This window comes from Flexivirga endophytica (assembly GCF_014640635.1).
GTDB lineage: Bacteria > Actinomycetota > Actinomycetes > Actinomycetales > Dermatophilaceae > Flexivirga > Flexivirga endophytica.
Genome location: NZ_BMHI01000003.1, coordinates 100,984 through 121,695, shown reverse-complemented (window position 1 = coordinate 121,695; position 20,712 = coordinate 100,984). Strand labels below are relative to the sequence as shown.

Sequence of the window (20,712 nt, the reverse complement as noted above, 5' to 3'; positions counted from 1 at the left end):
CGGCGGCCCTCAGAACGTGACAACGCGAGCAGGCCCGCTCACAACGTGCGGCTGAGGCCCTTCTCGGTGGCGACCCGGCGGTAACCGAGCGAGTCGTTGACCGCGAGCATCGGGCCGTTCCGATCATCGTTGGACGTGAACGCCCGGCTGACGCCGTGCGCCGCGGCCCGGTGCAGGGCGGCCGATTTGACCAGCTTGGACAGGCCACGCCCGCGGTGCTGGGGGACCGTCCCGCTGAACGCCGACCACAACCGCTCGCCGTCGGTCTCGACGATCGTGAACGCCAGCACCTCGTCACCGGACACCGCTGCGGTGCTGAGGGTCCGGTCGATCGACGGGTTGTTCCAGAAGTCGGTCAACCAGCGGTCGTAGTCGATCGAGTCCAACGGGGCGTCGCCCGGCTCGTCGGCGGATGCCAGCATCTCGGCGGTGTAGACGGCGTGCGGGTCGAGTTCGGCGTCGTCATAGGCGTGCACCCGTACCCCGGCCGGAGCATCGGGCTGCGGGGGCAGATCGGTCAGCGGCACGCCGGCGTAGTGCATCGTCCGGGTGACCTCGTAACCGCGGCGCTGCGCGAAGGCTGCGCTGTCCTGCCGGGCGAAGACCTGGGTCCTCGCGGCGCCCGCGGCCGCGAGGTGGTCGTGGAAGCATTCGACGAGCGCGCTGCCGATCCCGCGCCCGCGGTGCTCGGGGTCGACCAGGACCGAGATGTTGCTCTGTCCGGCGACGCTGGTCCAGATGTTCAGCCGGGCGGTGCCCCAGCCCACGATGCTGCCGCCGGCCTCGGCGACCATCGCGAGCGAGCGTTCTTCCGGCTGGTGCCTGGTGATCGAGCGGCGAACCATCGCGGCCGGCATCAGCTTGTAGGGGAACACCACCCGCCGGAGGGCGGCCATCGCGTCCGCATCTTCGACGGTCGCGGGTCGGACGGTCACGCTGCTCGTCATACATTCGAAGCTAGTCACGGTTCGGAGGGCCCGCTACGCATTATTGTGCGGAGATGACCGTTGGACACGTAGTGGTGGGCTCCGGCCCCGTTCATGTGCTCGCGCTGCACGGCTGGTTCGGCTCGGCGAAGGGATGGGGCGATCTGCCGCTGCTGATCGACCAGGACCGCTACACGTTCGCGTTCCTGGACTACCGCGGTTATGGCAGCCGACAGGACGAGACCGGCGACTACGACCTGGCCGAGATCAGCGTCGACGCGCGCAGGCTCGCCGACGAACTCGGTTGGGATCGTTACGCATTGCTCGGTCACTCGATGGGCGGCACTGCGATGATGCGGACATTCGCGGACGCGCCCGAGCGTGTGACTGCGCTGGTCGGCGTGTCCCCGGTGCCACCGACCGGCATACCGTTCGATGCCGAGTCTTGGGCGCTGTTCGACGGCGCCGCGGCCAGCGACGACAACCGTGCCGCGATCATCGCCTTCACGACCGGCAACGCGCATCCGAAGGAATGGGTTCAGGAGATGGTGCGCTTCTCGGTCGCCAACTCCCGACGCGAGGCGTTCGCTGCCTACCTGCCTTCGTGGGGCACGACCGATTTCCACGACGAGGTGCCGACGGTCGACGTCCCGCTGCGTCTCATCGCCGGTGCCAGGGACCCGGCGCTCGGTCCGCAGACCTGCGAAGCGACCTGGCTGCAGCTGTTCCCCGACGCGCAGTTGGACGTCATCGAGGACGCCGGGCACTACCCGATGTACGAGTCGCCGGGTGAGTTCATGGCGGACCTGAACCGCACCCTCGACGCACTGGACTGAGCCCGTATGGCGCACCCGTCGACCGCCCCGCTGCACGACCCGGACACCTACACCACCGGCGTCCCGTTCGACCTGCTCGAGCAGTTACGTGCTCGCGGGCCCGTGCACTGGGTGGACGAACCCGAATTGCCAGGGTTGCCAGCAGGTTCGGGCTATCACCTGGTGATCGATCACGGTCTGGTCACCGAGGTCGTGCGAGACGCGGCGACCTACTCCTCGGCGCTCGGCGGCACCCAGATCCGCGACCCTGCGACGGAGCGCGACCTGCACTACGTGCAGCGGATGATGCTCAACATGGACCCGCCGGAGCACACCCGGCTGCGCCGGATGATCGCAGCGTCGTTCACTCCGCGTGCGGTGCGTGCTCTGGAGGACCGGATCGCGGGGCATGCCGAGCGGATCGTCGATCGCATGCTCGCCGGTCCTCAGGAGTGCGACTTCGCCAAGGACGTCGCGGCCGATCTGCCCCTGCTCACGCTCGCGGACATCCTCGGCGTGCCGGCGGAGGACCGCTGGCTGATGTTCGACTGGTCCAACAGGGTGATCGGCTTCCTCGACCCCGACTACGCGAGCTCCGCGAGTTTCGATGCGGGACAAGGCACTTCGATCGCCCGCGAGGCGGTGGCACTGCGGCCTGCGCCGGATGCCGACGGCCGGATGCCGGACCCGCGCGGCCGCGACGGTATGCCGGACCTCTACCACTACGCGCACCTGCTCGGTGACGCCAAGCGCGCCGAACCCGGCGACGACGTGATGTCGATCCTGCTCGCCCAGCGGAGCGAGGACGGCGGCGAGCTGTCGGTCGAGGAGTTCGAGAACATGTTCTGGCTCTTCGCCGTCGCGGGGAACGAGACACTGCGCAACGGACTGCCCGGCGCGATGATCGCGCTGTTGTCGAATCCGGACACGATGACGACCCTGCGTGCGGACCCGTCGCTCATCCCGGGTGCTGTCGACGAGTTGCTGCGCTGGTGGACACCGGTGATGACGTTCCGCCGCACCGCGACCTGCGACACGGTGCTTGCCGGGACCGCGATCGCTGCCGGGGACAAGGTGGTGGTGTCCTACCTCGGCGCCAACCGCGACCCAGCCGTGTTCGAGCGCTCGGACGAGCTGCTCATCGGTCGAAAGCCCAACAACCACAGAGTTTTCGGGCACGGACCGCATGTCTGTGTCGGTGCACACTTCGCTCGCGTGCAGATGACGCATCTCTTCCGTGAGGTGCTGGGGCGCACGCGCGCCATACAACTTGCCGGCGAGCCGGTGTTGCTCCGCTCGAACTTCCAGCGCGGCGTCAAGCGACTGCCAATCAGCTGGGAGTAGGCGGCCGACTCACTTCACGTAGACGTCAACGTCGAGCGCGGCGACCTGCTTCTTGTATTGCCGGGACCAGCCCTTCTCGACCGACGCGAGGTCGTGTTTGAAGACGTGCGCGAAGCTGGCGGCCGTGCTGCCGTAGGCCGGTTCGAGCGACCGCTTGTAGAAGCGGATAGCGGCAGCCTGGCCGAAGCGCGCAACCAGGTAGGAGACGAACATGAAAGATTGCGCGTAGGCATCGGTGGCTCTGACTTTCGCGAATTCAGAGTTCGTCACCGGCAGGGTCGGCGGCGGTGCGGTCTGCGGAAACACAACGATCGCCGTTGACCCTGCCCACTCGGCGTATCCCTCCGTGACCCACAGCGGTGCGTTCCCTGCACTGTCGGACTCCGGCAGGGTGTTGGCATGAAAGAACTCGTGGCGAATGTCGTGTTCCAACCATGCGCGGTTGTCGAGCAGTGTTCGGCCGGGGCCGATGCTTGATGCGGTGTCGATGACGATCCAGCCTTGGGTGCCCGGGGACCCCGGTGGGACGTACCCTCCGGCTACATCTTTCGAAGAACCGACTATCCACTTCTTGAACTCGGCACCGTTGCGCGGGAGAAGCATGAGCTACGCCTCATTCGGGTGGATCCCGGTGATCCGCTCGATGGCGGCGACAGACTCCTGGGCAAAAAGCGCGCACTCCGAAAGGTCGCTCGCGGCGATGTCGCCGACTGTGATCACCCGCGCCGACACCTTGCTTCTCAGGTCGGTGCGCTTCCACAATTCGACGGGGATGTCGCTGCTGTCCTCGATCCGGCCGACGACGTCTGCAGGCAGATTCGCTGGGTGTTTCGAACTGCTCGCGGCCGCAGCCCCATTGCTGCACGCACCGAGGACGGCCGCCGTACCGCCCGCTCCGATCAGCGTCAGCACGTCGCGACGGGTGGGACTGATGCGGTCCCCTGAAACTGCCACGAGCGGAAAGTAGCGCACCGGGCTGATAGCCCGTCTCGTACGGTGTTTGGGTGCTGATCTGGATCAACGGTGCCTTCGGGGCGGGAAAGACGCAGACTGCTCATGAGCTGCAGCGTCGAGTGGAGGATGCGCATGTCGCGGACCCCGAGCTACTCGGCTACGCACTGCACAAGATGCTTCCGGCGCACGAGCGGGGCGACTTCCAGGACATCCCGCAGTGGCGGTCCGGCATCGTCGACACCTTGCAGCAGGCTGAGCGTGCCGCACGCGGGCCGGTCATCGTGCCGATGACGATCGTGCGGGACGACTACTTTGACGAGATCGTCGGCGGTCTGCGAGGTCGTGGCGTCGATGTGCGCCACTTCGCGTTGTCGGCAACTCCGGAGACCTTGAAAAGTCGCTTGAGGTCACGACTTTCGACAATCGTCGGTTTCGAGGACACGTTCGCACTGAGCAACATCGATCGCTGTGTGGCAGCACTGAGAGGGGATCGATACGCGACCCACGTGCCGACCGACGACCTGTCGATCGACCAGGTCGTGGAGCGGATCGCAGCCGACGCCGGACTCCCGCTGACCGGTGCCCGGATGCGGCCGGCGCGATACCAGGTTCGGCGGCTCGCCGTCGGCATACGACACATCCGGCTGTAGCCGCGATGCATCAACACGCCATACCGCGCACTCCTTGATGACATGGAAGACAATCTGGAGATGACCGCCGAGGTGACGACCTACCGTTACCTGCGGTCCTGCCTGCTGGCGCTGCTCCTGGCGCTGACCGTCTCGGTCGGGATCGAGACGGTCCGTGGCGGCTGGCAGACGTCGATCAGCGCGTACTACTACACACCCGCCGGGCCGGTGTTCGTCGCGGTGCTGGCGAGTGTCGGGGTCTGCTTGGTCGCGCTGCGCGGCTACACCGATGCGGAGAACGTCTGCCTCAAGCTTGCCGGCATCAGCGCCCCGATGGTGGCGTTCGTGCCGACGCCGGAGAGTGGGCGGTCACCGGACGTGGTCGCGATCACCAACAACGCTGCGACCTTCCTGACCGTGCTGGGCATCGGCTACTTCATCGTGTTGGGGTTCGCCGTTCGGCGAGTACGCCGACACGAGCGCGTGTCCGGCTGGAGCGTCATCGGACTGGCGTCGGTGGCACTCGCCTGGCTGGTCGGGGTGGTGTGGCTGGCGGTGGATCGCACCTCATTCGCCGGCCACGCGCACACGCTGGCGGCGACGTTCACCTTCCTACCGTTCGCCGGAGTCGTGGCGCTCAACACCGACTGGGGTGTGCGGGTGATCGCCCGGAAGGCGACTGCGAGCCGCACCCGCTTCGACTTGGCCTACTGGGTGGTGCTCATCGGAATGGGTTGCGCCGCGGTCGGGTTCGCGATCTTTCGGACGTCGTGGGACTACGCGATGCTGGGGCTGGAGATCGCGCTCTTGGGTCTCTTCGCAGCTTTTTGGATCCTGCAGACCGTCGATCTGATGGACCCGCGCCGCGATGCCGCGACTAGTCTGCCGGGCCGAGCAGCGCCCGATGTTCGACCTTGAGGCAGCGGTCCATCACGACCGTGAGGCCGGCCGAAGTCGCTGCGGTTGCCAGCCTTTCGTCATACAGGCCAAGCTGGAACCACAGGGTGTTCGCGCCGACGGCGATGGCCTCGTCGGTGATGCCGGGCAACTCGCTCGAGCGTCGGAACACGTCGACGATGTCCGGTGCGGACGGCAGCGCGGCAAGACTCGGGTAGACGGTCCGGCCGAAGAGCGTGGTCAGGTGCGGGTTGACCAGCCACACCTCGTAGTGGGTGTGCTCGATCAGGTATGCCGCCACGCCGTGGCTGGGCCGGGCGGGCTTGTCGGAGACGCCGACCACCGCGACCGTCCGGGCGTCGCGCAGTAATCCACGGAGTTCGGGGCGGGTCGGACCGGTCCACTTCGGCTGCTCACTCACGGACCCACGGTATGCCAGCCGGGTGCTCGAGTCCGCACTGCGATTCCGCTGCGAGCGCCCGGCCCGCGTCGCAGTCGATTCGCAGGGCGAGCCCCTAGCTTCCTGGACCGTAGCCGGAACCTCAGTAGTCAGGAGAACCCCATGAAGCTTCGTCGCACAGCCGCCGCCCTCGCCATCGCGGCCGCAGCCTCCACCACCGTGGTGCTCGCAACGCCCGCGCAGGCCGCCGGTTACCGCACCCCCGTGTCGACCTTCCCGGTCGGCGATCCGGGGATCCTCTGGGACAGCGGGCAGTTCGTGAACTTCTACACCGGCTGGCGGGGGAAGGTCGCGACCGCGCCATACGCGAACGGCCGTGGAAGCAGGTGCCCCACGCGATGAACGCCGATCCGGTGTGGTCGAAGCAATCGACGTCGACGTCGCACCCCGCGGTCTGGGCACCCTCGGCCATCAAGGTGTCGACCGGGAAGTACATGCTCACCTATGCGGCCCAGCGGAAGGACTCGAGCTACCTGCGCTGCATCGGTGTCGCCTTCGCGACGAAGGCGACCGGTCCCTACACGCCGGCCAAGACGCCGCTGTCCTGCGTCAACGGGCGGTATGGCGCACCCGACGTGATGGCTGGTGCCGCGTCGAACGACTCGGTGATCGATGCGACACCGCGCTTCCTGACGGTCAACGGGTCACGGGGCCTCTACGTGACGTACAAGACGCAGCACAGCGTCGGCACGAAGGGCCAGCCAGGTTTCCACTACTACTCGACGATCCGGATGGTGCGGGTGCAGGCCGCCAGCAATGCGACGGCGGTGAAGATCTGGGGAGCGAGTCACATTCTCACGACACGCCCCGACAACATCGAGGAGAACCCGGTGATGGTGCAGCGCGGCAACACCTTCACTCTGTTCACCTCGCTCGGTGGTTACACGCTGTGCAGCTATCACACGGAGTACCGGACTTCGACGCATCCGTGGAGTTGGCCGTCCACCTCCCATCGGTTGAGCTTCCCGGCCAACACCAACACCTGTGGTCAGGGCGACGCGGACGTCTACTACTCACCGCGGGCGAAGGCCTACCGGATCTTCTGGTCCGGCCGGCCGGGTGGTGCGGGGAAGTCGCACCCGTTCTATCTCTACAGCGGTGAGTTGGGCTTCTTCAGCGGCGTGCCGAAGGTCACCGGGGTGGACGCGCGCAAGTCGTGACGCGCGACGGCCGGACAGGAGTCGCCCTGCCCGGCCGTTCCTAGTGCCCCGGCGTCAGGCTGCGCCGTGTGCGCTGCCGACCGTGGTCGCTTCGAACGCGGCGTCGAGGATCTGCGCCACGTCACTGACCGGTCGTATGTCGAGCGCGGACTTCACCTCGTCGGGCACGTCCTCCAGGTCGGGTTCGTTCCGCTGCGGGATGAACACCGTTGTCAGGCCTGCGCGTTGGGCCGCGAGCAGCTTTTGCTTCACACCGCCGATCGGGAGGACACGACCGTTGAGGGTCACTTCTCCCGTCATACCGACGTCGCTGCGGACTGGGCGACCGGTGGCCAGTGACGTCAGCGCGGTCACCATGGTGACACCCGCGGACGGACCGTCCTTCGGCGTCGCACCGGCGGGCACGTGCAGGTGGATCTGCCCGGCGAGCGTGGACACGTCGACGCCGTGCTCGGACCCGTGCGCGCGCAGGTAGGACAGCGCGATCTGCGCGGACTCCTTCATCACGTCGCCCAGCTGGCCGGTGAGGGTCAGCGACGGCGCGGAATCCTTGTCGGCAGAGGTGGATTGCAACGTCGTCGTCGGCTTCGCCGCCTCGATGAAGAGCACGTCACCACCCATGCCGGTGACGGCGAGTCCGGTGGCCACACCGGGCACCGCGGTGCGCTCCGGTGACTCCGGAGTGAAGCGTGGCCTGCCGAGGTAGTCGTGCAGGTCCTCCACCGTCACTCGCACCGGCGCTTCCGCCTTGTCCATCGCGAGATTGGTGGCGACCTTGCGCAGGATCTTGCCGATCATTCGCTCCATCTGCCGGACGCCGGCTTCGCGGGTGTAATCGCCTGCCATCTCACGCAATGCAGCGTCGTCGATGGTGACGTCGTCAGCGGTCAGTGCCGCGCGCTCGAGCTGCCGGGGCAGCAGGTGCGTCGACGCGATGGCCACCTTGTCGTCCTCGGTGTAGCCGTCGAGGGCGACCAACTCCATCCGGTCCAGCAGGGCGCTGGGGATCGTCTCGAGCGTGTTGGCCGTGGCGATGAAGACCACGTCGGACAGGTCGAGGTCGAGTTCGAGGTAGTGGTCACGGAACGTGTGGTTCTGTGCCGGGTCCAGCACCTCGAGCAGCGCGGCCGCCGGGTCGCCCCGGAAGTCGGAGCCGACCTTGTCGATCTCGTCGAGCAGCACGACCGGGTTCATCGAGCCGGCTTCCTTGATGGCGCGGACGATCCGGCCGGGAAGAGCCCCGACATACGTGCGCCGGTGACCGCGGATCTCGGCCTCGTCACGCACACCGCCGAGGGCGACGCGCACGAACTTGCGGTCGAGCGCACGCGCCACGCTCTCGCCGAGCGACGTCTTGCCGACCCCGGGCGGGCCGACGAGGGCGAGCACGGCGCCGGAGCCACGACCACCGACGACCTCCATGCCGCGCTCGGCGCGGCGGCCACGCACGGCGAGGTATTCGACGATGCGGTCCTTCACGTCGTCCAGGCCGTGGTGGTCGGCGTCGAGCACCTCGCGGGCAGCAGTGATGTCCGTGCGGTCGGAAGTCTTGTCGTTCCAAGGGAGTTCGAGGACGGTGTCGAGCCAGGTGCGGATCCAGCCGCCCTCCGGGCTCTGCTCACTGGAGCGCTCCAGCTTCCCGACCTCGCGCAACGCGGCGTCCCGTACGGCGTCGGGCAGCTCGGCTGCCTCGACCCGGGTGCGGTAATCGTCCGCGCCCTCGGGCTCGTTCTCGCCGAGCTCCTTGCGGATCGCGTCCAACTGCTGGCGCAGCAGGAATTCGCGCTGGCTCTTCTCCATGCCGTCGCGGACGTCGGTGGCGATCTTGTCCGACACTTCCTGCTCGGCAAGGTGGTCGCCGGTCCACTTGATCAGTGTCTCGAGCCGCTTGTCGACGTCGGTCTCCTCGAGCAGCTGGATGCGCTGCTGCGGTGAGAGGTATGACGCCCAACCGGCCAGATCGGCGAGCGCGTGCGGGTCGCTGGTCGACTCGACATGGTCGATCACCTGCCACGCATTGCGGTGCTTCAAGGTCGCGACCACGAGCCGCTTGTAGTCGGTGGCTAGCTCCAAGGTGTGCTCGGTCGGCTCGCCGGGCTCGACGACCTCGGCTTCCACCCAGAGGGCGGCACCGGGACCGGCCACACCGCGACCGATGCGGGCGCGGTCGGTGGCGCGCAGCACTGCGGCTGCCTCGCCATTCGGCATCCGGCCGACCTGCTCGATGGTCACAACCGCGCCGACCGTCGGGTATTTGTCGTCGATGCGCGGCGCGAGCAGCAGCTGCTCGATGTCGGCTGCGCGGGCCGCATCGACCGCCGCGCGGGCCTCGTCGTCGAGTTCGATCGGCAGCGTCATACCGGGCAGTGCCACCTGGTCGTGCAGAAACAGCACCGGCAGCTGTGTTGTTCGGGTCATCGCTCTCCTCGTGAGGCGTATGGCGACACGAGCGGGTTCGTCGGCCGGTGCCGGTGGACGGGTCGTGTCGCGGTGAAAGTTGAGTCTTATCGGCTCAAGGCTCGGTGCGGGAGATTTGTTCCCGAAGGGTTGTTCGCCGGGAGCGGAATGCGCGATGTCCGCGTCATACCGAGGAAACTGCGGCATACGAGGAGATGGGCATGGGCTTGTTCCGGAAGGCGAAGAAGACCGGGGCGGACAAGATGTCCAGCCCGGAGATGGTGGCGATGCAGGAGCAGATGCACGCGCTGATGGTGCAGGGCAAAGACTTCGCCGAGGCGCACGGTCTGGGTTACACCCGGAGCGAGATGGCTCAGGTCGAGGACATCATCGCCGCCGCGCTCGAGCAGTCGCTCACCGATGACGCGAAACGGGTGTTGCACCGGCAGGTGACCGGGTATCTCTATGCGACGATCATCAGGGACTTCCCGGACCGTTGGTTCGTGAGCAGCGCTCCGGGGAATCCGGTGATCATGGTGGTCGGCGAGCCGCGGAACAACGTGAAGGTGCTGGGCTGGCAGAAGGTCGAGGGGCGCATCTCGAACGGCGCCGAGGACAACCTGCAGTTCTTCTATGAGGGGATCGTCGACTATTCCGAGAGGCCGGGTGTCCACACGTTGATGTGAGCCGACGCGACCGCGCCCGGGGTTGGGGCCGGCAGGAGATGCGGCCACGTTTCGAAGAACGTGCGATTCTCGTCGGCCATCATAATCCGGTGAGTGACGAGGAGCAGATTCCGGAATGCGCCATCAACGCTGCCGGGGGATCGGAGTGGTACGAGCGGCTGTATGCCGAAGCATGCGACGGCTCGGTTGCCGTGCCGTGGGATCACGGCGAGCCGACGCCTTACTTGGTGACGTGGCTGCGCGAGCGCTTTCCGAAGGGCATCGGCAGCGGTCGGTCGGTGCTCATCGGCGCGGCGTATGGCGACGATGCCGAGCTCGTGGCGTCATACGGCTTCGATGTCGTGGGGTTCGACGTCTCGGCGGCGGCGGTTGCGGCGGCGCGTGCCCGGCACCCGGACTCGGTCGTCGACTACCGGCTCGCCGACCTACTCGATCTGCCGGTTGGGTGGCGCCAGGCGTTCGACCTGGTGGTCGAGTGCACGACGCTGCAGAGCATGCCGCAGGCGCTGCACATGCGCGGCGCGGCAGGTGCCGCGTCACTCTGTGCAGAAGGTGGGGAAGTGCTTGTGATCGCGCGGTGTCCTGGTGTTGACGATCCGCCCGGGCCGCCATTCCTCCTGCCGCGCGGTGAAGTGGAGAGCGTTGCGGTCGGAGGAGTCCGACTCATGCGCCTACGCCGGATCCCGATGCGTGGCGGTGATCGGTGGGTGGGCGAGTTCACGCGACCGGCTGACTGCTGAAGGTCAGTCGAACCGATCCGCGATTCGTGTCAGGCGCTCGCAGTGCGCCGGCCAGTCGGTGGTGTCCGGCACGTTGCTGTGACCGGGTAGCAGGCCGACCGATCCGTCGAGTTGCTCGCGCAGGATATCGGCGTGGCCGGCGTGACGCTGCAGGTCCGACGTCTTGTGGACCAGGATCTCGTGGAGCGTCACCTCCGCGTCGCCCCAGTGGGCGACATGGCCGATCGCGTCGAGCGGCAGGGCATCGATGGTGTCGTCAGCAAAGACCTGCACGCGGCGGTAAAGGTCGATGATGCCTGCGGCCGTCTCGTGCTCGGTCGCGTACCAGCCGGCGCGCGGGTCGGGATCGTCCGGCGCGACGAGCTCATCAGGTGTCGGCCAGGCGCGCCCGAACGTCGGGCCGAAGTAGATCACCTCGGTGTTGAGCGCGTGCTTGACCAGGCCGAGCAGGTTCGTCCCTGTCGGCGTTCGAGGTAACCGCATCTCGCGCTCGGACAGTCCGTCCAGCTTCCAGACGAGCACGTCTCGCGCACCCTGTAGGTAGTTCTTCAGTGCGTCCTTGGGGTCCGTGGCCATGTGCGTCAGTTTTGCACCTGATCGTTTGCCGGACGCTCAGACAAGCCCGAAGAACGGCACGCAGTCGTCGAATCCGTTGACTCTGATGCGGGTTTCGGGTTTGCGGGTCGTCCGGGCGTCTCGGTCCAGCGTCAGATGCTGCAGGTCGACCACACCGTCGTCGGTGATGTGCGGGGTGACCTCGGTGTCGCGGTAGCCGAGATGCCGGCTCACACCGAGCGACGCTTGATTGGTCACGACGGCGGATGTGATGGCCCTTCTTGCCTCGAGTTGCTCGAATGCGAAAGCGAGCACCAACTCGCGAGCTTGTATGCCGAAACCCTTGCCGCGGAACGGTTTCGCGATCCACGACGCGGTGTCGACCGTGCGGTCGGCCGGGAATCTCGTGCCCTCGAGGGTCTGTATGCCGACGGGTGTGCCGTCCCGCCATACACCGAAGTCCAGGGCCCAGTCGTCGACTGACCAGCAGCCGCGGTGCCGCCAGATGCTTTGAACGAGAAGGCGTTCGCGGTCCGTGGCCGGCGGCAGTTCGGGCAGCGGAGGAAAGCGCGGGTCCAGGTCGAAGTCATCCGGGAAGATCGCGACGAGATGCTCGATGTCGGCGTCCCGCACGGGTCGGAGCAGCACGTCGCGCCCGGTGATCGTCAGCTCGTCGAACGGCCACTGCAGTGTCATGAGGCCAGCCTCGCAGAGCGGATCCCGCGAGTCATTGCGTATATCGAGCTGGGGTCCTGCAGATCTATCTGCTTCCCGCGAATAATGCTGCAAAACGACGACTTTGATGCGCTGCAGGGTTGTTCAGCACATCGAACACAGGTATCACTCTGGTATGTCGCAGCAACGGCTTCTCGTCGCAGGGGATCCCATCATCGGCGCGTCCGTCGACGAGCTGCTCGCGACCGCACACGCGTTGGTGCGGGCTGCGACGGGCAAGGCTCGGACCGGGACAGTGGGCGTCTCTCGGGACGCACTGATCGAGCAGGTGGTCACCTGCCGGCAGGTGCAGAATTCCGTGTGGGCAGCTCAGTCCGTCCGACTTGCACAGGTGGCCGCGACCGAGGAGGTTGTGTCACCCGGTGAGAAGCCGCGTGAAGTCCGGCACGCGATCGGCACGTATACCGACGAATGGCTGCCCCAGGAGATCGGTGCGCGACTCGGCTGGTCCGACCGGCAGACCACCGACCGTCTCAGCGAGGCGGTCGACGCAATCCGTTGCACGCCAGCGATGTTCGAGCTCACCGCGAGCGGGTCGCTCGACGCGCGCAAGATCAACATCGTCGCCGACACCCTGTCCGGGGTGAGTTCGAAGGCAGCCCGGGCAGTCGAGGACGAGCTGCTCGCCGCGATCGAGGACGCACGAGCCGACAACGCTGCAGACGACGAGACCGGTGAGCCGGTGCCGTTCACCTCGACCAAGCTCGTCCGGCGGACGCGCCGACTGCTTGCAGACCTGTGGCCGGCCGAGGCCGAGCACGCCGCTGCCAAGCGCCGTGTCAATGCGAAGGGCGCCCGGGCGTTTCCGCACCACGAGCCGGCATTGAGTGTGTTCCGCGCATTGCTGCCGACAGGGGACGCGATGCGGATCATGGCCGGCATCAACGAACTGGCGCGGCAGCTGCACAAGGACACCACGACCGGCAAGAGCCTCGACGAGTGCAGAGTGGACGCGTTCGTCGATCTCATGCTCGGCAACGTCGCGGTCAGCACCACGTGTGTAGTGCAGGCTCCCGTCCTGCCCGGCACCACGAGTGCTGCGGGCAACGGTTCGCCCGCCGGGACTGCCGTGGTGCCGCGCACCTTCGAAGCTGACTCGACCGGTGCCGAGTGGTCGGCATCGACACCTGCCGCGACCGGGCTCGAGCAATTGATCCGGCAGAGCGTGGCGGCCGGACTCGACACGTTGACGAGGCTGGACACGCCGACGACGACCGTCGGGGTCCGCACACCCTGCGACGCGGACTCATTGGTGGCTGAGAAGTTCGTCAGGTCCGGCGAGCACCCCACAGCCAGCGGCAGGATCCGACCACGACTCCGAATCGGTTTCGGATCAAACGGTTCCGCATGCTCTCAGCGGTTCGACCAGATCGACCGAAGACGACCGGACGGACGCAAACAGTTGCACCAGGCGGTAGCTTCCGGGCCTCCTGACACCCACCACGTGACTGACGCTGTCGTCGAGGGACTCGGCGTCATACCCGCCTCCGTGCTGACCGGTCTGTACCGGGCACTCGGCACCAAACTGACGCGTGCTCTCGTCGACATGAGGACTGGCGCCACCATCGAAACCGCCGACGTCACCTACCGACCCGGTGCCCGCCTACGACACCTCGTGGTCACCCGAGACCAGCAGTGCCGTTTTCCCACCTGCACGAGGCCGGCACGACTCGATGACGTCGACCACGTCATCCGCTGGCCCGACGGGCCGACCGCCGCATGGAACCTGCAGTGTCTCTGCCGACACCATCACAGGGCGAAACACGAAGGCGGCTGGGCTGTTTCGATGACACACGACGGCGTCTGCACGTGGACGAGTCCGTCCGGTCGTCGATACCTGACACGGCCCGGCGACTGAGAGTCCGCGTGCGGCCGCGCGCGTCGGGTAGAAGACTGCGAACGCGCAGGCAAGCAAGCCGATTCCGCTGGTGAACCCCATGAACACCACATGAACAGGGCATCACGTATAGGAGTCGAGCCCAGCTCACGGCCGGCCGAGAATCTCGATCCTCATGCCGGCGATGGTGTCCTGGTCGGCGCACATGTCGATACGGACGATTCGGCCCTCTTCCACCCGAGCGGCGATGGCCGAAAGCACGTGCCCGCCGGGTGCGTAGACAGCGCCGATCACACCGTCGATCAGAGCCAGCTCGGCGCCGCGCGCACGGCCCTGGAACGCGGCCGCGACGGCGTGCACGCCGTGCAGTGAACTGTCGATGTCAGGTGCGCCGCCGGGAGCGGCCGCCGCCGCGGCCACCGCGACCCGGTCCGCGCGCAACTCGATCTCCGGGTCGAGCACCTCCAACAGGCCGGCCAGGTCACCACTGCGCGACGCCCGCAGGAACGCTGACACCGCGCTGCGTTGCTGCTCACGCGCGCTGGACACGTCCGCCTCGCGCAACCGGCGCCGGGCGCGCGACGCCAGTTGCCGGGTGGCATCGGGGGAGCGCTCTATGACCGCGGCGATCTGCTCGAAGGGGACACCGAAGAGGTCGTGCAGCACGAACGCCAGACGCTCTGCCGGGCCGAGCCGATCGAGCACGACGAGCAGCGCACCGGTGACTGAATCGTCATGGACAGCAACGAACTCCGGCTCTTCCGTGACAGGCGCCGACGGTGCGTCACCATCGTCCAGCTCGTCCTCGGCACGCGCGCGACGGGAGCGCAGCATGTCCAGGCAGATCCGCGACACCACTGTCGTGAGCCAACCGCTCAGATTGTCGATGCTGTCGCGATCAGTCCCCGCCAGGCGCAACCACGCCTCCTGCACGGCGTCGTCCGCGTCGCCATACGTCCCGAGGACCCGGTAGGCGACCGCCCGCAGCCGCGTCCGGTGCGTGTCGAACTCGTGCGCCAGAAATTCGTCGTCGCTCACCTGTCACATTCTCCCTGCGTCGTACGTCACCTGCTGTGAACCAATCCAATCAGGACAAGGAGCACACGATGGAACCCCGTATGACGAACCCTGCCTACCTGCTCGATCCCTCCGGCATCAAGGGGATTCAAGCGCTGGCCGCATCCGTTCACGGACAGGGCGTGCCGGATGCGACGCTGGAGCTCGTCCACTTGAGGGTGAGCCAGATCAACGGCTGCTCGTGGTGCCTGCAGTACGGCATGGAGAACGCGAAGAAGGCGGGGGAGAGCGACGAGCGGCTCATCTCGATCGCCGGCTGGCGCGATGCGCCGTACTTCACCGACGACGAGCGCGCCGCGCTGTTGCTCGCCGAGCACATGACCCGGATCGCCGACAGCCTCGACCCCGTCCCGGACGCGGTCTGGGACGAGGTGGCCGACCGGTATGACGAGAAGGCGCTCGCCGCGCTCGTGGCGTGGATCGCCACGACCAATCTCTTCAACCGGATCAACGTCACCACGCGACAGCTCGCCGGCACTCGCTGATCGCCACAGGTCACCGTGCCGTGGCAGGCTTGCTTCGAGTGAGGTGAGCTGTATGACGGCCTGGGTCCTGCACGTCGACATGGATCAATTCCTTGCTGCCGTCGAGATCCAGCGTCATCCGGAGCTCGCGGGCAAGCCGGTCGTGGTCGGTGGGCGTGGCGATCCGACCGAGCGGGCTGTCGTCTCGACAGCGTCCTACGAGGCGCGCGAGTTCGGTATCCGCTCGGGTATGGCGCTCAAGATCGCGGCCCGCCGCTGCCCGGACGCCGTCTTCCTGCCGGTCGATTTCCCTGTCTACGAAGCTGTTTCGGCAAAGGTGATGCAGACGCTCCGAGATTTCCCGGGCGCCGTCGTCGAGTTGTTGGGTTGGGACGAAGCGTTTGTCGGCATCGACACCGATGAGCCGATGGAGACCGCGCAAACGGTGCGGCGCGCCGTCTTCGACGCGACCGGCCTGCATTGCAGCGTCGGTGTCGGCGACACCAAGATCCGCGCCAAGGTGGCGACGGACCTGGGCAAACCGCGCGGCGTCTTCCAGCTGACCAGGGACAACTGGCTCGAAGTGATGGGCGACCGACCGGTCAAGGCACTGTGGGGTATCGGCAGTCAGACCTCGAAACGACTCGAGGCACACGGCATTCGCACCGTGAACGAGCTCGCCGTCACCGCGGACGACGTCCTTGCCGCCGAGTTCGGACCCAACACCGGTCCGCACATCGGGCGGCTCGGCCGCGGCTCCGGCAGTGCTGTCGTGGACGACACACCGTGGGTCGCGCGAGCACACGGACACGAGACCACCTACCAGCAGGACCTCACCACACCCGACGAGATCCGCGAGGCGATCGGTGAGCTCGCCGTCCTGGTCGAGAAGGACATGCGCCAGGAGGGACGACCGTGCCAACGAGTGCACCTGAAGATCCGCTTCGCACCGTTCTTCACCTTCACACGCGTGCGCAAGCTGCCGGAGCCGACATACGATTCGGCGGTCATCGCCGACACCGCATTCGCCCTCTACACCAAGCTTTCCGATGAACGCCCGGTGCGGCTCCTCGGTGTCCGGGGCGAGATGGTGCCGCCCGAGGGCGGGTATGACGCCCCGCGCACGCATGGCCGCCGTGGGGGCCCGTGACGGGATGCGGGTCGACTGTCGAGATCATCCATGTCGGAAACCCGCGAGCGCGAGAAGGGCGTCCCTTCTAACGTTGGCTCCATGATTCAGACCGAACGCGCAGCCGCCTTCCACGCTCTCCACGGCGACCTCCTGGTGCTCCCCAACTGCTGGGACGCTGCCTCCGCAGCGGTCATCGAGCACGCCGGCGCCAAAGCGCTCGCGACCTCGAGTGCAGCGGTCGCGTGGTCCCTGGGCACCCGGGACGGCAACATGCTGGACCGTGGCCTGATGCTGGAGCACCTGCAACGGATCTGCGCGGTCGCCACCGTGCCGGTGTCGTGTGACGTCGAAAGCGGATTCGGCGACAGCGCAGCGGATCTCGCCGAGACGACACGTCTGGTGATCGAGGCCGGTGCCGTGGGAGTCAACCTCGAGGACGCGCTCTCCGGTGCGCTCCGTCCCGTCGAGGAGGCGGCCGATCGGGTGCGGGTGGTCCGTGAAGCGGCCGATGCAGCAGGCGTGAACCTCTACCTCAACGCCCGCACCGACAGCTACCTCCTCGGCGCGGCCGACTTCGAAGGCACCGTGGCGCGTGCGGTGGCATACCTCGGTGCTGGCGCGAGCGGCATCTTCGTGCCCGGCGTGACCGATCTCGAGGAAGTCGCGCGACTCACCGCCGCGATCGACGCCCCGGTCAACATCCTGACCGGCCCTGGCGCTCCAGCCGTCCCTGCACTGAAGGAGGCCGGAGCGCGGCGGGTGTCCGCCGGGTCATCCCTGGCCGGCGCGATCTTCGGCCACATCGAGCGGGCTACCCGCGAACTGCTCGAGCACGGGACGTATGACGAACTGGCGGGGCCGCGAAGCTGGGGTGAGATGAACGGACTGTTCGCGTAACAGTTACCGGCGAAGAGCCTTGCGCGCCAACGCATTCCCGCCGAACTGCGCGAGCTGGACGAGCGCGATGATGACGGCCACGGCGATCCAGGTAACTGCCCAGTCGAACCGGTGGTACCCGTACGTGATTGCGAAGTCACCGAGTCCATCGCCACCGACAGCGCCGGCGATCGCAGTCATGTCGACGACCGCCACGAAGATGAACGTATAGCCCAGGATCAATGGACCGAGTGCCTCGGGCACCAGCACGGATCGAACGATCTGCCACGGGCCGGCGCCCATCGCCTCCGCGGCTTCGATGACTCCGGGATCCACTGAGACCAGAGACTGTTCGACGATGCGGGACACTCCGAACGTCGCGGCGATGACGAGCGGGAAGAGGACAGCCTTGGTCCCGATCGTCGACCCCATCGCCTGCAAAGTCAGCGGTGCGATCGCGGTTACGAAGATGATGAACGGGATCGGGCGCACGATGTTGACCAGCACGTTGAGCACCGTGTTGACCGCGCGGTTCTCCATCAGCCCGCCGCCACGTGTCGTGAACAGCGCGACGCCGAGGATGAGTCCGAGGATGCCACCGATGAGGATGGTCACGACCGCCATCAGCAGCGTCTGCCAGATGGCTGTCTGGAAGGTGGGCCAGAGTGTCGACCAGTCGGTGGTCATGCGGTCGCCCCTTCCACGGTCCCAGCGGCACTCAACGCATCGACCGTCGCGAGCACCCCGGTGTCGGGTCCACGCAGCGCCAGCGTGAAGGAGCCGATCGACTCGTGCTTGAGGTCGGTGATGCCGCCATACACGATCTCGAAGTCGACGCCGTGCCTCCTGGCGGCAGCGCTGAGCACCGAACCCAATGCACGCTCGTCGGTCACCGTGACGGTGACGAGGGTGTCGTCATACGCCTCGCGAAGCTGTTGCAAACGGTCAGCATTCGGCCGGTTCCCGACCGTGGCCGCAACGAACCGCTGCGTCGTTTCGGACTGCGGTGCACCGAGTATGTCGCGCACGCTCCCGGTTTCGACGACGCGCCCCGAGTCCAGCACCGCAACGCGGTCGGCGATCGCACGCACCACGTCCATTTCGTGCGTGATCACCACGATGGTGATGCCGAGCTCCTCGTTGACCCGTCGCAGCAGGGCCAGCACCTCGCGAGTCGTCTCGGGGTCGAGGGCCGAGGTCGACTCGTCGGCGAGCAGTAGATCGGGGTCCGACGCCAGCGCCCGTGCGATGCCGACCCGCTGCTTCTGCCCGCCGGACAGTTCCTCCGGGTAGGTCCACGCCTTGTCGAGGAGGCCGACGAAGGACAGCAGTTCCGCGACCCGGTCCTCCTGCTCGGCGCGACCCAGACCTGCGAGCTGCAGGGGGTACGCGACGTTCCCGAAGACAGTGCGCGAGCGCATCAGGTTGAACTGCTGGAACACCATGCCGATGCGACGACGTATGGCGCGCAGCGGTTTTCCCCGCAAGCGGGTGATGTCGACTCCGTCCACGGTGACCGTGCCGGACGTGGTCTGTTCCAGGCCGTTGATGAGCCGGACCAGGGTGCTCTTGCCGGCGCCGGAGTAGCCGATGACTGCGAAGATCTCGCCGCGGCGGATCTCCAGGTCGACATCGTCGAGTGCGCGGTGGCCCTCATCGTCCTTGCCGAAGACCTTGGAGACGGACTCGAGCCGGACAAGCGTGTCTGGTGGAACTACCGCCTCGCCAGTGCTTTTCGCCAGTGGTGCGGTCACTTCCCGGTCACCGTCTTCTCGTATCCCTTGAGCAGCTTGCGCAACTCGGCGGCAGGTTTGACCACCGGCACGCTGGTGTTCTTGGACTCGGCAACGACAAGTTTCTCCACACGCGGGTCGTGATAGAGCTTCACGATCTCGGCATACGTCGGGTTGTCCTTGTCGGCCGCCCGGGACACGATCACGTTCGTGTAGGGCTGTGCGGTCGCCGACTTCGGATCGTCCGAGTAGAGCGCCTTCTTCGGGTCGAGGTGACCATCGAGCGCGAAGTCGTTGTTGACGACCGCTCCGTCCACCGATGACAGCGAGGTGACCGTCTGGGACGCGTCGACCGGGGTCACCTTCACCTTGGAAGCACCCTTGTCGATGTCCGCGGGTGTCGACACGATGTTGCCGCCGTCCTTGAGCTTCACCAGGCCGGCCTTCTGCAGCACCAGCAGGGCTCGTGCCTGGTTGGTCGCGTCGTTCGGGATCGCGATGTCGGCACCGTCGGGGATCTGACTCAACGACGTGTGCTTCTTCGAGTAGAGGCCGAGCGGCACGACATACGTCGATCCGACCGGCGTCAGGGTCTGATGCGCCTGCTTGTTGTAGCCGGCCAGGAAGACGAGGTGCTGGAAGAGATTGAGGTCCAACTGTCCTTGGGCGACAGCAGGATTCGCCTGTGTGTAGTCGGAGAAGTTGACGGTCTCGATCTTGATGCCGTGCTCCCGGGCGAGCTTCTTCAGCACCGGCCAGTAGTCCTGGTCCGCATCGGTGACCCCGATCCTGACGGTGGTGACCTTCGTGCCCGACGACGCGTCACTCGCCGTCGCCCGCCCGACCGCGAAGCCTCCGCCGGCGCCGATGATCAGCGCCAGTGCGGCGGCGCCGAGCCAGGTCCGGCGCGGACGCCCCGGGCGCGGCGGGAGAGTGGGTCGCTCCGGGAGGGAGGCGCCGCTCGACAGGTCGGGTGGGGTGTTCGCTGACATCGCTGGTCCTCAGGGGTCGCTGGTATGACGAATGCGCCCGGCCGTGCTCAGGTCGCCCCACGCGATCGGCGTCGGGCGAACAACGGGGTACTGCCGTGCTTGCCACACTGCGGATCGGTCAATCTCACACTGCGGCCTAGTCATTCACCTGGGGCACCCCGCCACGTGCGTGAGGGTTGCCGCCCAGCAAGCCAGGGCTTGTCGCTGGGTCTCGTGACTTCGTCAAACATAAGTCCGCGTTACTGGATAAGTCAAAACGTGTAGTGACGCTACGTAGTTGTGAGTTGCATCACGTGACCTCGC

General features: G+C 66.8%; 23 protein-coding genes and 1 riboswitch. Of the genes, 12 read left to right on the top strand and 11 right to left on the bottom strand.

Annotated elements, in window-relative coordinates; all coding sequences use genetic code 11:
- Nucleotides 1–38: 38 nt before the first annotated feature.
- The gene (locus tag IEX71_RS09175) at nucleotides 39–947 is read right to left on the bottom strand and encodes a GNAT family N-acetyltransferase (protein WP_229749608.1); all 909 of its coding nucleotides are present in this window, start codon (nucleotides 945–947) and stop codon (nucleotides 39–41) included.
- A gap of 53 nt (nucleotides 948–1,000) precedes the next feature.
- Between IEX71_RS09175 and IEX71_RS09170 the strand changes: the two genes are divergently transcribed.
- Entirely contained in the window at nucleotides 1,001–1,762 is a 762-nt protein-coding gene (locus IEX71_RS09170) for an alpha/beta fold hydrolase (RefSeq protein ID WP_188836726.1), read from the top strand.
- 6 nt (nucleotides 1,763–1,768) lie between these two features.
- A complete protein-coding gene (locus IEX71_RS09165) occupies nucleotides 1,769–3,085 on the top strand; it encodes a cytochrome P450 (protein ID WP_188836725.1) in 1,317 nt (438 codons plus the stop codon).
- Between the two features lie 9 nt (nucleotides 3,086–3,094).
- Here the strand turns inward: IEX71_RS09165 and IEX71_RS09160 are convergent, their stop codons facing one another.
- A complete protein-coding gene (locus tag IEX71_RS09160; protein WP_188836724.1) occupies nucleotides 3,095–3,688 on the bottom strand; it encodes a hypothetical protein in 594 nt (197 codons plus the stop codon).
- Between the two features lie 3 nt (nucleotides 3,689–3,691).
- Nucleotides 3,692–3,997, bottom strand: a complete 306-nt coding sequence (locus IEX71_RS09155; RefSeq protein WP_188836723.1) for a hypothetical protein — start codon at nucleotides 3,995–3,997, stop codon at nucleotides 3,692–3,694.
- A 92-nt stretch (nucleotides 3,998–4,089) separates the two neighbouring features.
- On the opposite strand from IEX71_RS09155, the gene IEX71_RS09150 reads away from it, so the two are divergent.
- Both IEX71_RS09150 and IEX71_RS09145 read left to right on the top strand, forming a co-directional pair.
- Nucleotides 4,090–4,689, top strand: coding sequence for an AAA family ATPase (locus tag IEX71_RS09150; protein ID WP_188836722.1), 600 nt, complete (start codon nucleotides 4,090–4,092; stop codon nucleotides 4,687–4,689).
- A gap of 42 nt (nucleotides 4,690–4,731) precedes the next feature.
- Nucleotides 4,732–5,586 carry a hypothetical protein gene (locus IEX71_RS09145; protein WP_229749607.1) on the top strand — a complete coding sequence of 285 codons (855 nt, stop codon included), beginning with the start codon at nucleotides 4,732–4,734 and terminating at the stop codon, nucleotides 5,584–5,586.
- Here the strand turns inward: IEX71_RS09145 and IEX71_RS09140 are convergent.
- The gene (locus IEX71_RS09140) at nucleotides 5,546–5,986 is read right to left on the bottom strand and encodes a CoA-binding protein (protein ID WP_188836721.1); all 441 of its coding nucleotides are present in this window, start codon (nucleotides 5,984–5,986) and stop codon (nucleotides 5,546–5,548) included. The two genes, IEX71_RS09145 and IEX71_RS09140, sit on opposite strands and share 41 nt — an antisense overlap.
- Before the next feature lie 141 nt (nucleotides 5,987–6,127).
- On the opposite strand from IEX71_RS09140, the gene IEX71_RS09135 reads away from it, so the two are divergent.
- Together IEX71_RS09135 and IEX71_RS09130 are read left to right on the top strand one after the other, a co-directional pair.
- On the top strand, nucleotides 6,128–6,367 hold the full coding sequence (locus IEX71_RS09135; RefSeq protein ID WP_188836720.1) for a hypothetical protein: 240 nt from the start codon (nucleotides 6,128–6,130) through the stop codon (nucleotides 6,365–6,367).
- Nucleotides 6,364–7,185: a family 43 glycosylhydrolase gene (locus tag IEX71_RS09130; protein WP_188836719.1), complete on the top strand. Its 822-nt coding sequence runs from the start codon at nucleotides 6,364–6,366 to the stop codon at nucleotides 7,183–7,185. The genes IEX71_RS09135 and IEX71_RS09130 overlap by 4 nt, the downstream gene beginning before the upstream one ends.
- Before the next feature lie 54 nt (nucleotides 7,186–7,239).
- On the opposite strand, the gene lon is transcribed toward IEX71_RS09130, so the two are convergent.
- The gene (gene lon, locus IEX71_RS09125; RefSeq protein ID WP_188836718.1) at nucleotides 7,240–9,603 is read right to left on the bottom strand and encodes an endopeptidase La; all 2,364 of its coding nucleotides are present in this window, start codon (nucleotides 9,601–9,603) and stop codon (nucleotides 7,240–7,242) included.
- 200 nt (nucleotides 9,604–9,803) lie between these two features.
- Here lon and IEX71_RS09120 point away from each other — a divergent pair, with 200 nt between their 5' ends.
- Both IEX71_RS09120 and IEX71_RS09115 read left to right on the top strand, forming a co-directional pair.
- Complete coding sequence (locus IEX71_RS09120; RefSeq protein ID WP_188836717.1) at nucleotides 9,804–10,268, top strand: hypothetical protein; 465 nt, start codon at nucleotides 9,804–9,806, stop codon at nucleotides 10,266–10,268.
- An 89-nt stretch (nucleotides 10,269–10,357) separates the two neighbouring features.
- The gene (locus tag IEX71_RS09115) at nucleotides 10,358–11,008 is read left to right on the top strand and encodes a class I SAM-dependent methyltransferase (protein ID WP_188836716.1); all 651 of its coding nucleotides are present in this window, start codon (nucleotides 10,358–10,360) and stop codon (nucleotides 11,006–11,008) included.
- A 3-nt stretch (nucleotides 11,009–11,011) separates the two neighbouring features.
- Here the strand turns inward: IEX71_RS09115 and IEX71_RS09110 are convergent, their stop codons facing one another.
- Complete coding sequence (locus IEX71_RS09110; protein WP_188836715.1) at nucleotides 11,012–11,584, bottom strand: DinB family protein; 573 nt, start codon at nucleotides 11,582–11,584, stop codon at nucleotides 11,012–11,014.
- Between the two features lie 36 nt (nucleotides 11,585–11,620).
- Nucleotides 11,621–12,259: a GNAT family N-acetyltransferase gene (locus IEX71_RS09105; RefSeq protein ID WP_188836714.1), complete on the bottom strand. Its 639-nt coding sequence runs from the start codon at nucleotides 12,257–12,259 to the stop codon at nucleotides 11,621–11,623.
- Between the two features lie 154 nt (nucleotides 12,260–12,413).
- Between IEX71_RS09105 and IEX71_RS09100 the strand changes: the two genes are divergently transcribed.
- Nucleotides 12,414–14,156 carry an HNH endonuclease signature motif containing protein gene (locus tag IEX71_RS09100; RefSeq protein ID WP_188836713.1) on the top strand — a complete coding sequence of 581 codons (1,743 nt, stop codon included), beginning with the start codon at nucleotides 12,414–12,416 and terminating at the stop codon, nucleotides 14,154–14,156.
- Between the two features lie 126 nt (nucleotides 14,157–14,282).
- On the opposite strand, the gene IEX71_RS09095 is transcribed toward IEX71_RS09100, so the two are convergent.
- Nucleotides 14,283–15,173 (bottom strand): sigma-70 family RNA polymerase sigma factor, encoded by an 891-nt coding sequence (locus tag IEX71_RS09095; protein ID WP_188836712.1) that lies wholly within the window; start codon nucleotides 15,171–15,173, stop codon nucleotides 14,283–14,285.
- Nucleotides 15,174–15,253: 80 nt separating this feature from the next.
- Between IEX71_RS09095 and IEX71_RS09090 the strand changes: the two genes are divergently transcribed.
- The 3 genes from IEX71_RS09090 (at nucleotide 15,254) to IEX71_RS09080 (ending at nucleotide 17,705) form a co-directional block, all read left to right on the top strand.
- Entirely contained in the window at nucleotides 15,254–15,697 is a 444-nt protein-coding gene (locus tag IEX71_RS09090) for a carboxymuconolactone decarboxylase family protein (RefSeq protein WP_229749606.1), read from the top strand.
- Between the two features lie 52 nt (nucleotides 15,698–15,749).
- On the top strand, nucleotides 15,750–16,826 hold the full coding sequence (locus IEX71_RS09085) for a DNA polymerase IV (protein WP_188836710.1): 1,077 nt from the start codon (nucleotides 15,750–15,752) through the stop codon (nucleotides 16,824–16,826).
- An 81-nt stretch (nucleotides 16,827–16,907) separates the two neighbouring features.
- On the top strand, nucleotides 16,908–17,705 hold the full coding sequence (locus IEX71_RS09080; protein ID WP_188836709.1) for an isocitrate lyase/PEP mutase family protein: 798 nt from the start codon (nucleotides 16,908–16,910) through the stop codon (nucleotides 17,703–17,705).
- A gap of 3 nt (nucleotides 17,706–17,708) precedes the next feature.
- On the opposite strand, the gene IEX71_RS09075 is transcribed toward IEX71_RS09080, so the two are convergent.
- The 3 genes from IEX71_RS09075 to IEX71_RS09065 are packed head-to-tail and all read right to left on the bottom strand — an operon-like array spanning nucleotide 17,709 to nucleotide 20,409.
- Nucleotides 17,709–18,371 carry a methionine ABC transporter permease gene (locus IEX71_RS09075; protein ID WP_188836708.1) on the bottom strand — a complete coding sequence of 221 codons (663 nt, stop codon included), beginning with the start codon at nucleotides 18,369–18,371 and terminating at the stop codon, nucleotides 17,709–17,711.
- Entirely contained in the window at nucleotides 18,368–19,438 is a 1,071-nt protein-coding gene (locus IEX71_RS09070) for a methionine ABC transporter ATP-binding protein (protein WP_229749605.1), read from the bottom strand. Before IEX71_RS09070 ends, IEX71_RS09075 begins: the two co-directional genes overlap by 4 nt.
- On the bottom strand, nucleotides 19,435–20,409 hold the full coding sequence (locus IEX71_RS09065) for a MetQ/NlpA family ABC transporter substrate-binding protein (RefSeq protein WP_188836707.1): 975 nt from the start codon (nucleotides 20,407–20,409) through the stop codon (nucleotides 19,435–19,437). Before IEX71_RS09065 ends, IEX71_RS09070 begins: the two co-directional genes overlap by 4 nt.
- A 90-nt stretch (nucleotides 20,410–20,499) precedes the next feature.
- Nucleotides 20,500–20,628: riboswitch (SAM riboswitch) on the bottom strand.
- Between the last annotated feature and the right edge of the window lie 84 nt (nucleotides 20,629–20,712).

Bases quoted from the DNA above. Each gene is read 5' to 3' on its own strand.
- IEX71_RS09175 (WP_229749608.1), bottom strand. From the start codon at position 947: ATGACGAGCAGCGTGACCGTCCGACCCGCGACCGTCGAAGATGCGGAC.
- IEX71_RS09170 (WP_188836726.1), top strand. From the start codon at position 1,001: ATGACCGTTGGACACGTAGTGGTGGGCTCCGGCCCCGTTCATGTGCTC.
- IEX71_RS09165 (WP_188836725.1), top strand. From the start codon at position 1,769: ATGGCGCACCCGTCGACCGCCCCGCTGCACGACCCGGACACCTACACC.
- IEX71_RS09160 (WP_188836724.1), bottom strand. From the start codon at position 3,688: ATGCTTCTCCCGCGCAACGGTGCCGAGTTCAAGAAGTGGATAGTCGGT.
- IEX71_RS09145 (WP_229749607.1), top strand. From the start codon at position 4,732: ATGGAAGACAATCTGGAGATGACCGCCGAGGTGACGACCTACCGTTAC.
- IEX71_RS09135 (WP_188836720.1), top strand. From the start codon at position 6,128: ATGAAGCTTCGTCGCACAGCCGCCGCCCTCGCCATCGCGGCCGCAGCC.
- IEX71_RS09130 (WP_188836719.1), top strand. From the start codon at position 6,364: ATGAACGCCGATCCGGTGTGGTCGAAGCAATCGACGTCGACGTCGCAC.
- lon (WP_188836718.1), bottom strand. From the start codon at position 9,603: ATGACCCGAACAACACAGCTGCCGGTGCTGTTTCTGCACGACCAGGTG.
- IEX71_RS09120 (WP_188836717.1), top strand. From the start codon at position 9,804: ATGGGCTTGTTCCGGAAGGCGAAGAAGACCGGGGCGGACAAGATGTCC.
- IEX71_RS09110 (WP_188836715.1), bottom strand. From the start codon at position 11,584: ATGGCCACGGACCCCAAGGACGCACTGAAGAACTACCTACAGGGTGCG.
- IEX71_RS09105 (WP_188836714.1), bottom strand. From the start codon at position 12,259: ATGACACTGCAGTGGCCGTTCGACGAGCTGACGATCACCGGGCGCGAC.
- IEX71_RS09100 (WP_188836713.1), top strand. From the start codon at position 12,414: ATGTCGCAGCAACGGCTTCTCGTCGCAGGGGATCCCATCATCGGCGCG.
- IEX71_RS09090 (WP_229749606.1), top strand. From the start codon at position 15,254: ATGACGAACCCTGCCTACCTGCTCGATCCCTCCGGCATCAAGGGGATT.
- IEX71_RS09085 (WP_188836710.1), top strand. From the start codon at position 15,750: ATGACGGCCTGGGTCCTGCACGTCGACATGGATCAATTCCTTGCTGCC.
- IEX71_RS09080 (WP_188836709.1), top strand. From the start codon at position 16,908: ATGATTCAGACCGAACGCGCAGCCGCCTTCCACGCTCTCCACGGCGAC.
- IEX71_RS09075 (WP_188836708.1), bottom strand. From the start codon at position 18,371: ATGACCACCGACTGGTCGACACTCTGGCCCACCTTCCAGACAGCCATC.
- IEX71_RS09065 (WP_188836707.1), bottom strand. From the start codon at position 20,409: ATGTCAGCGAACACCCCACCCGACCTGTCGAGCGGCGCCTCCCTCCCG.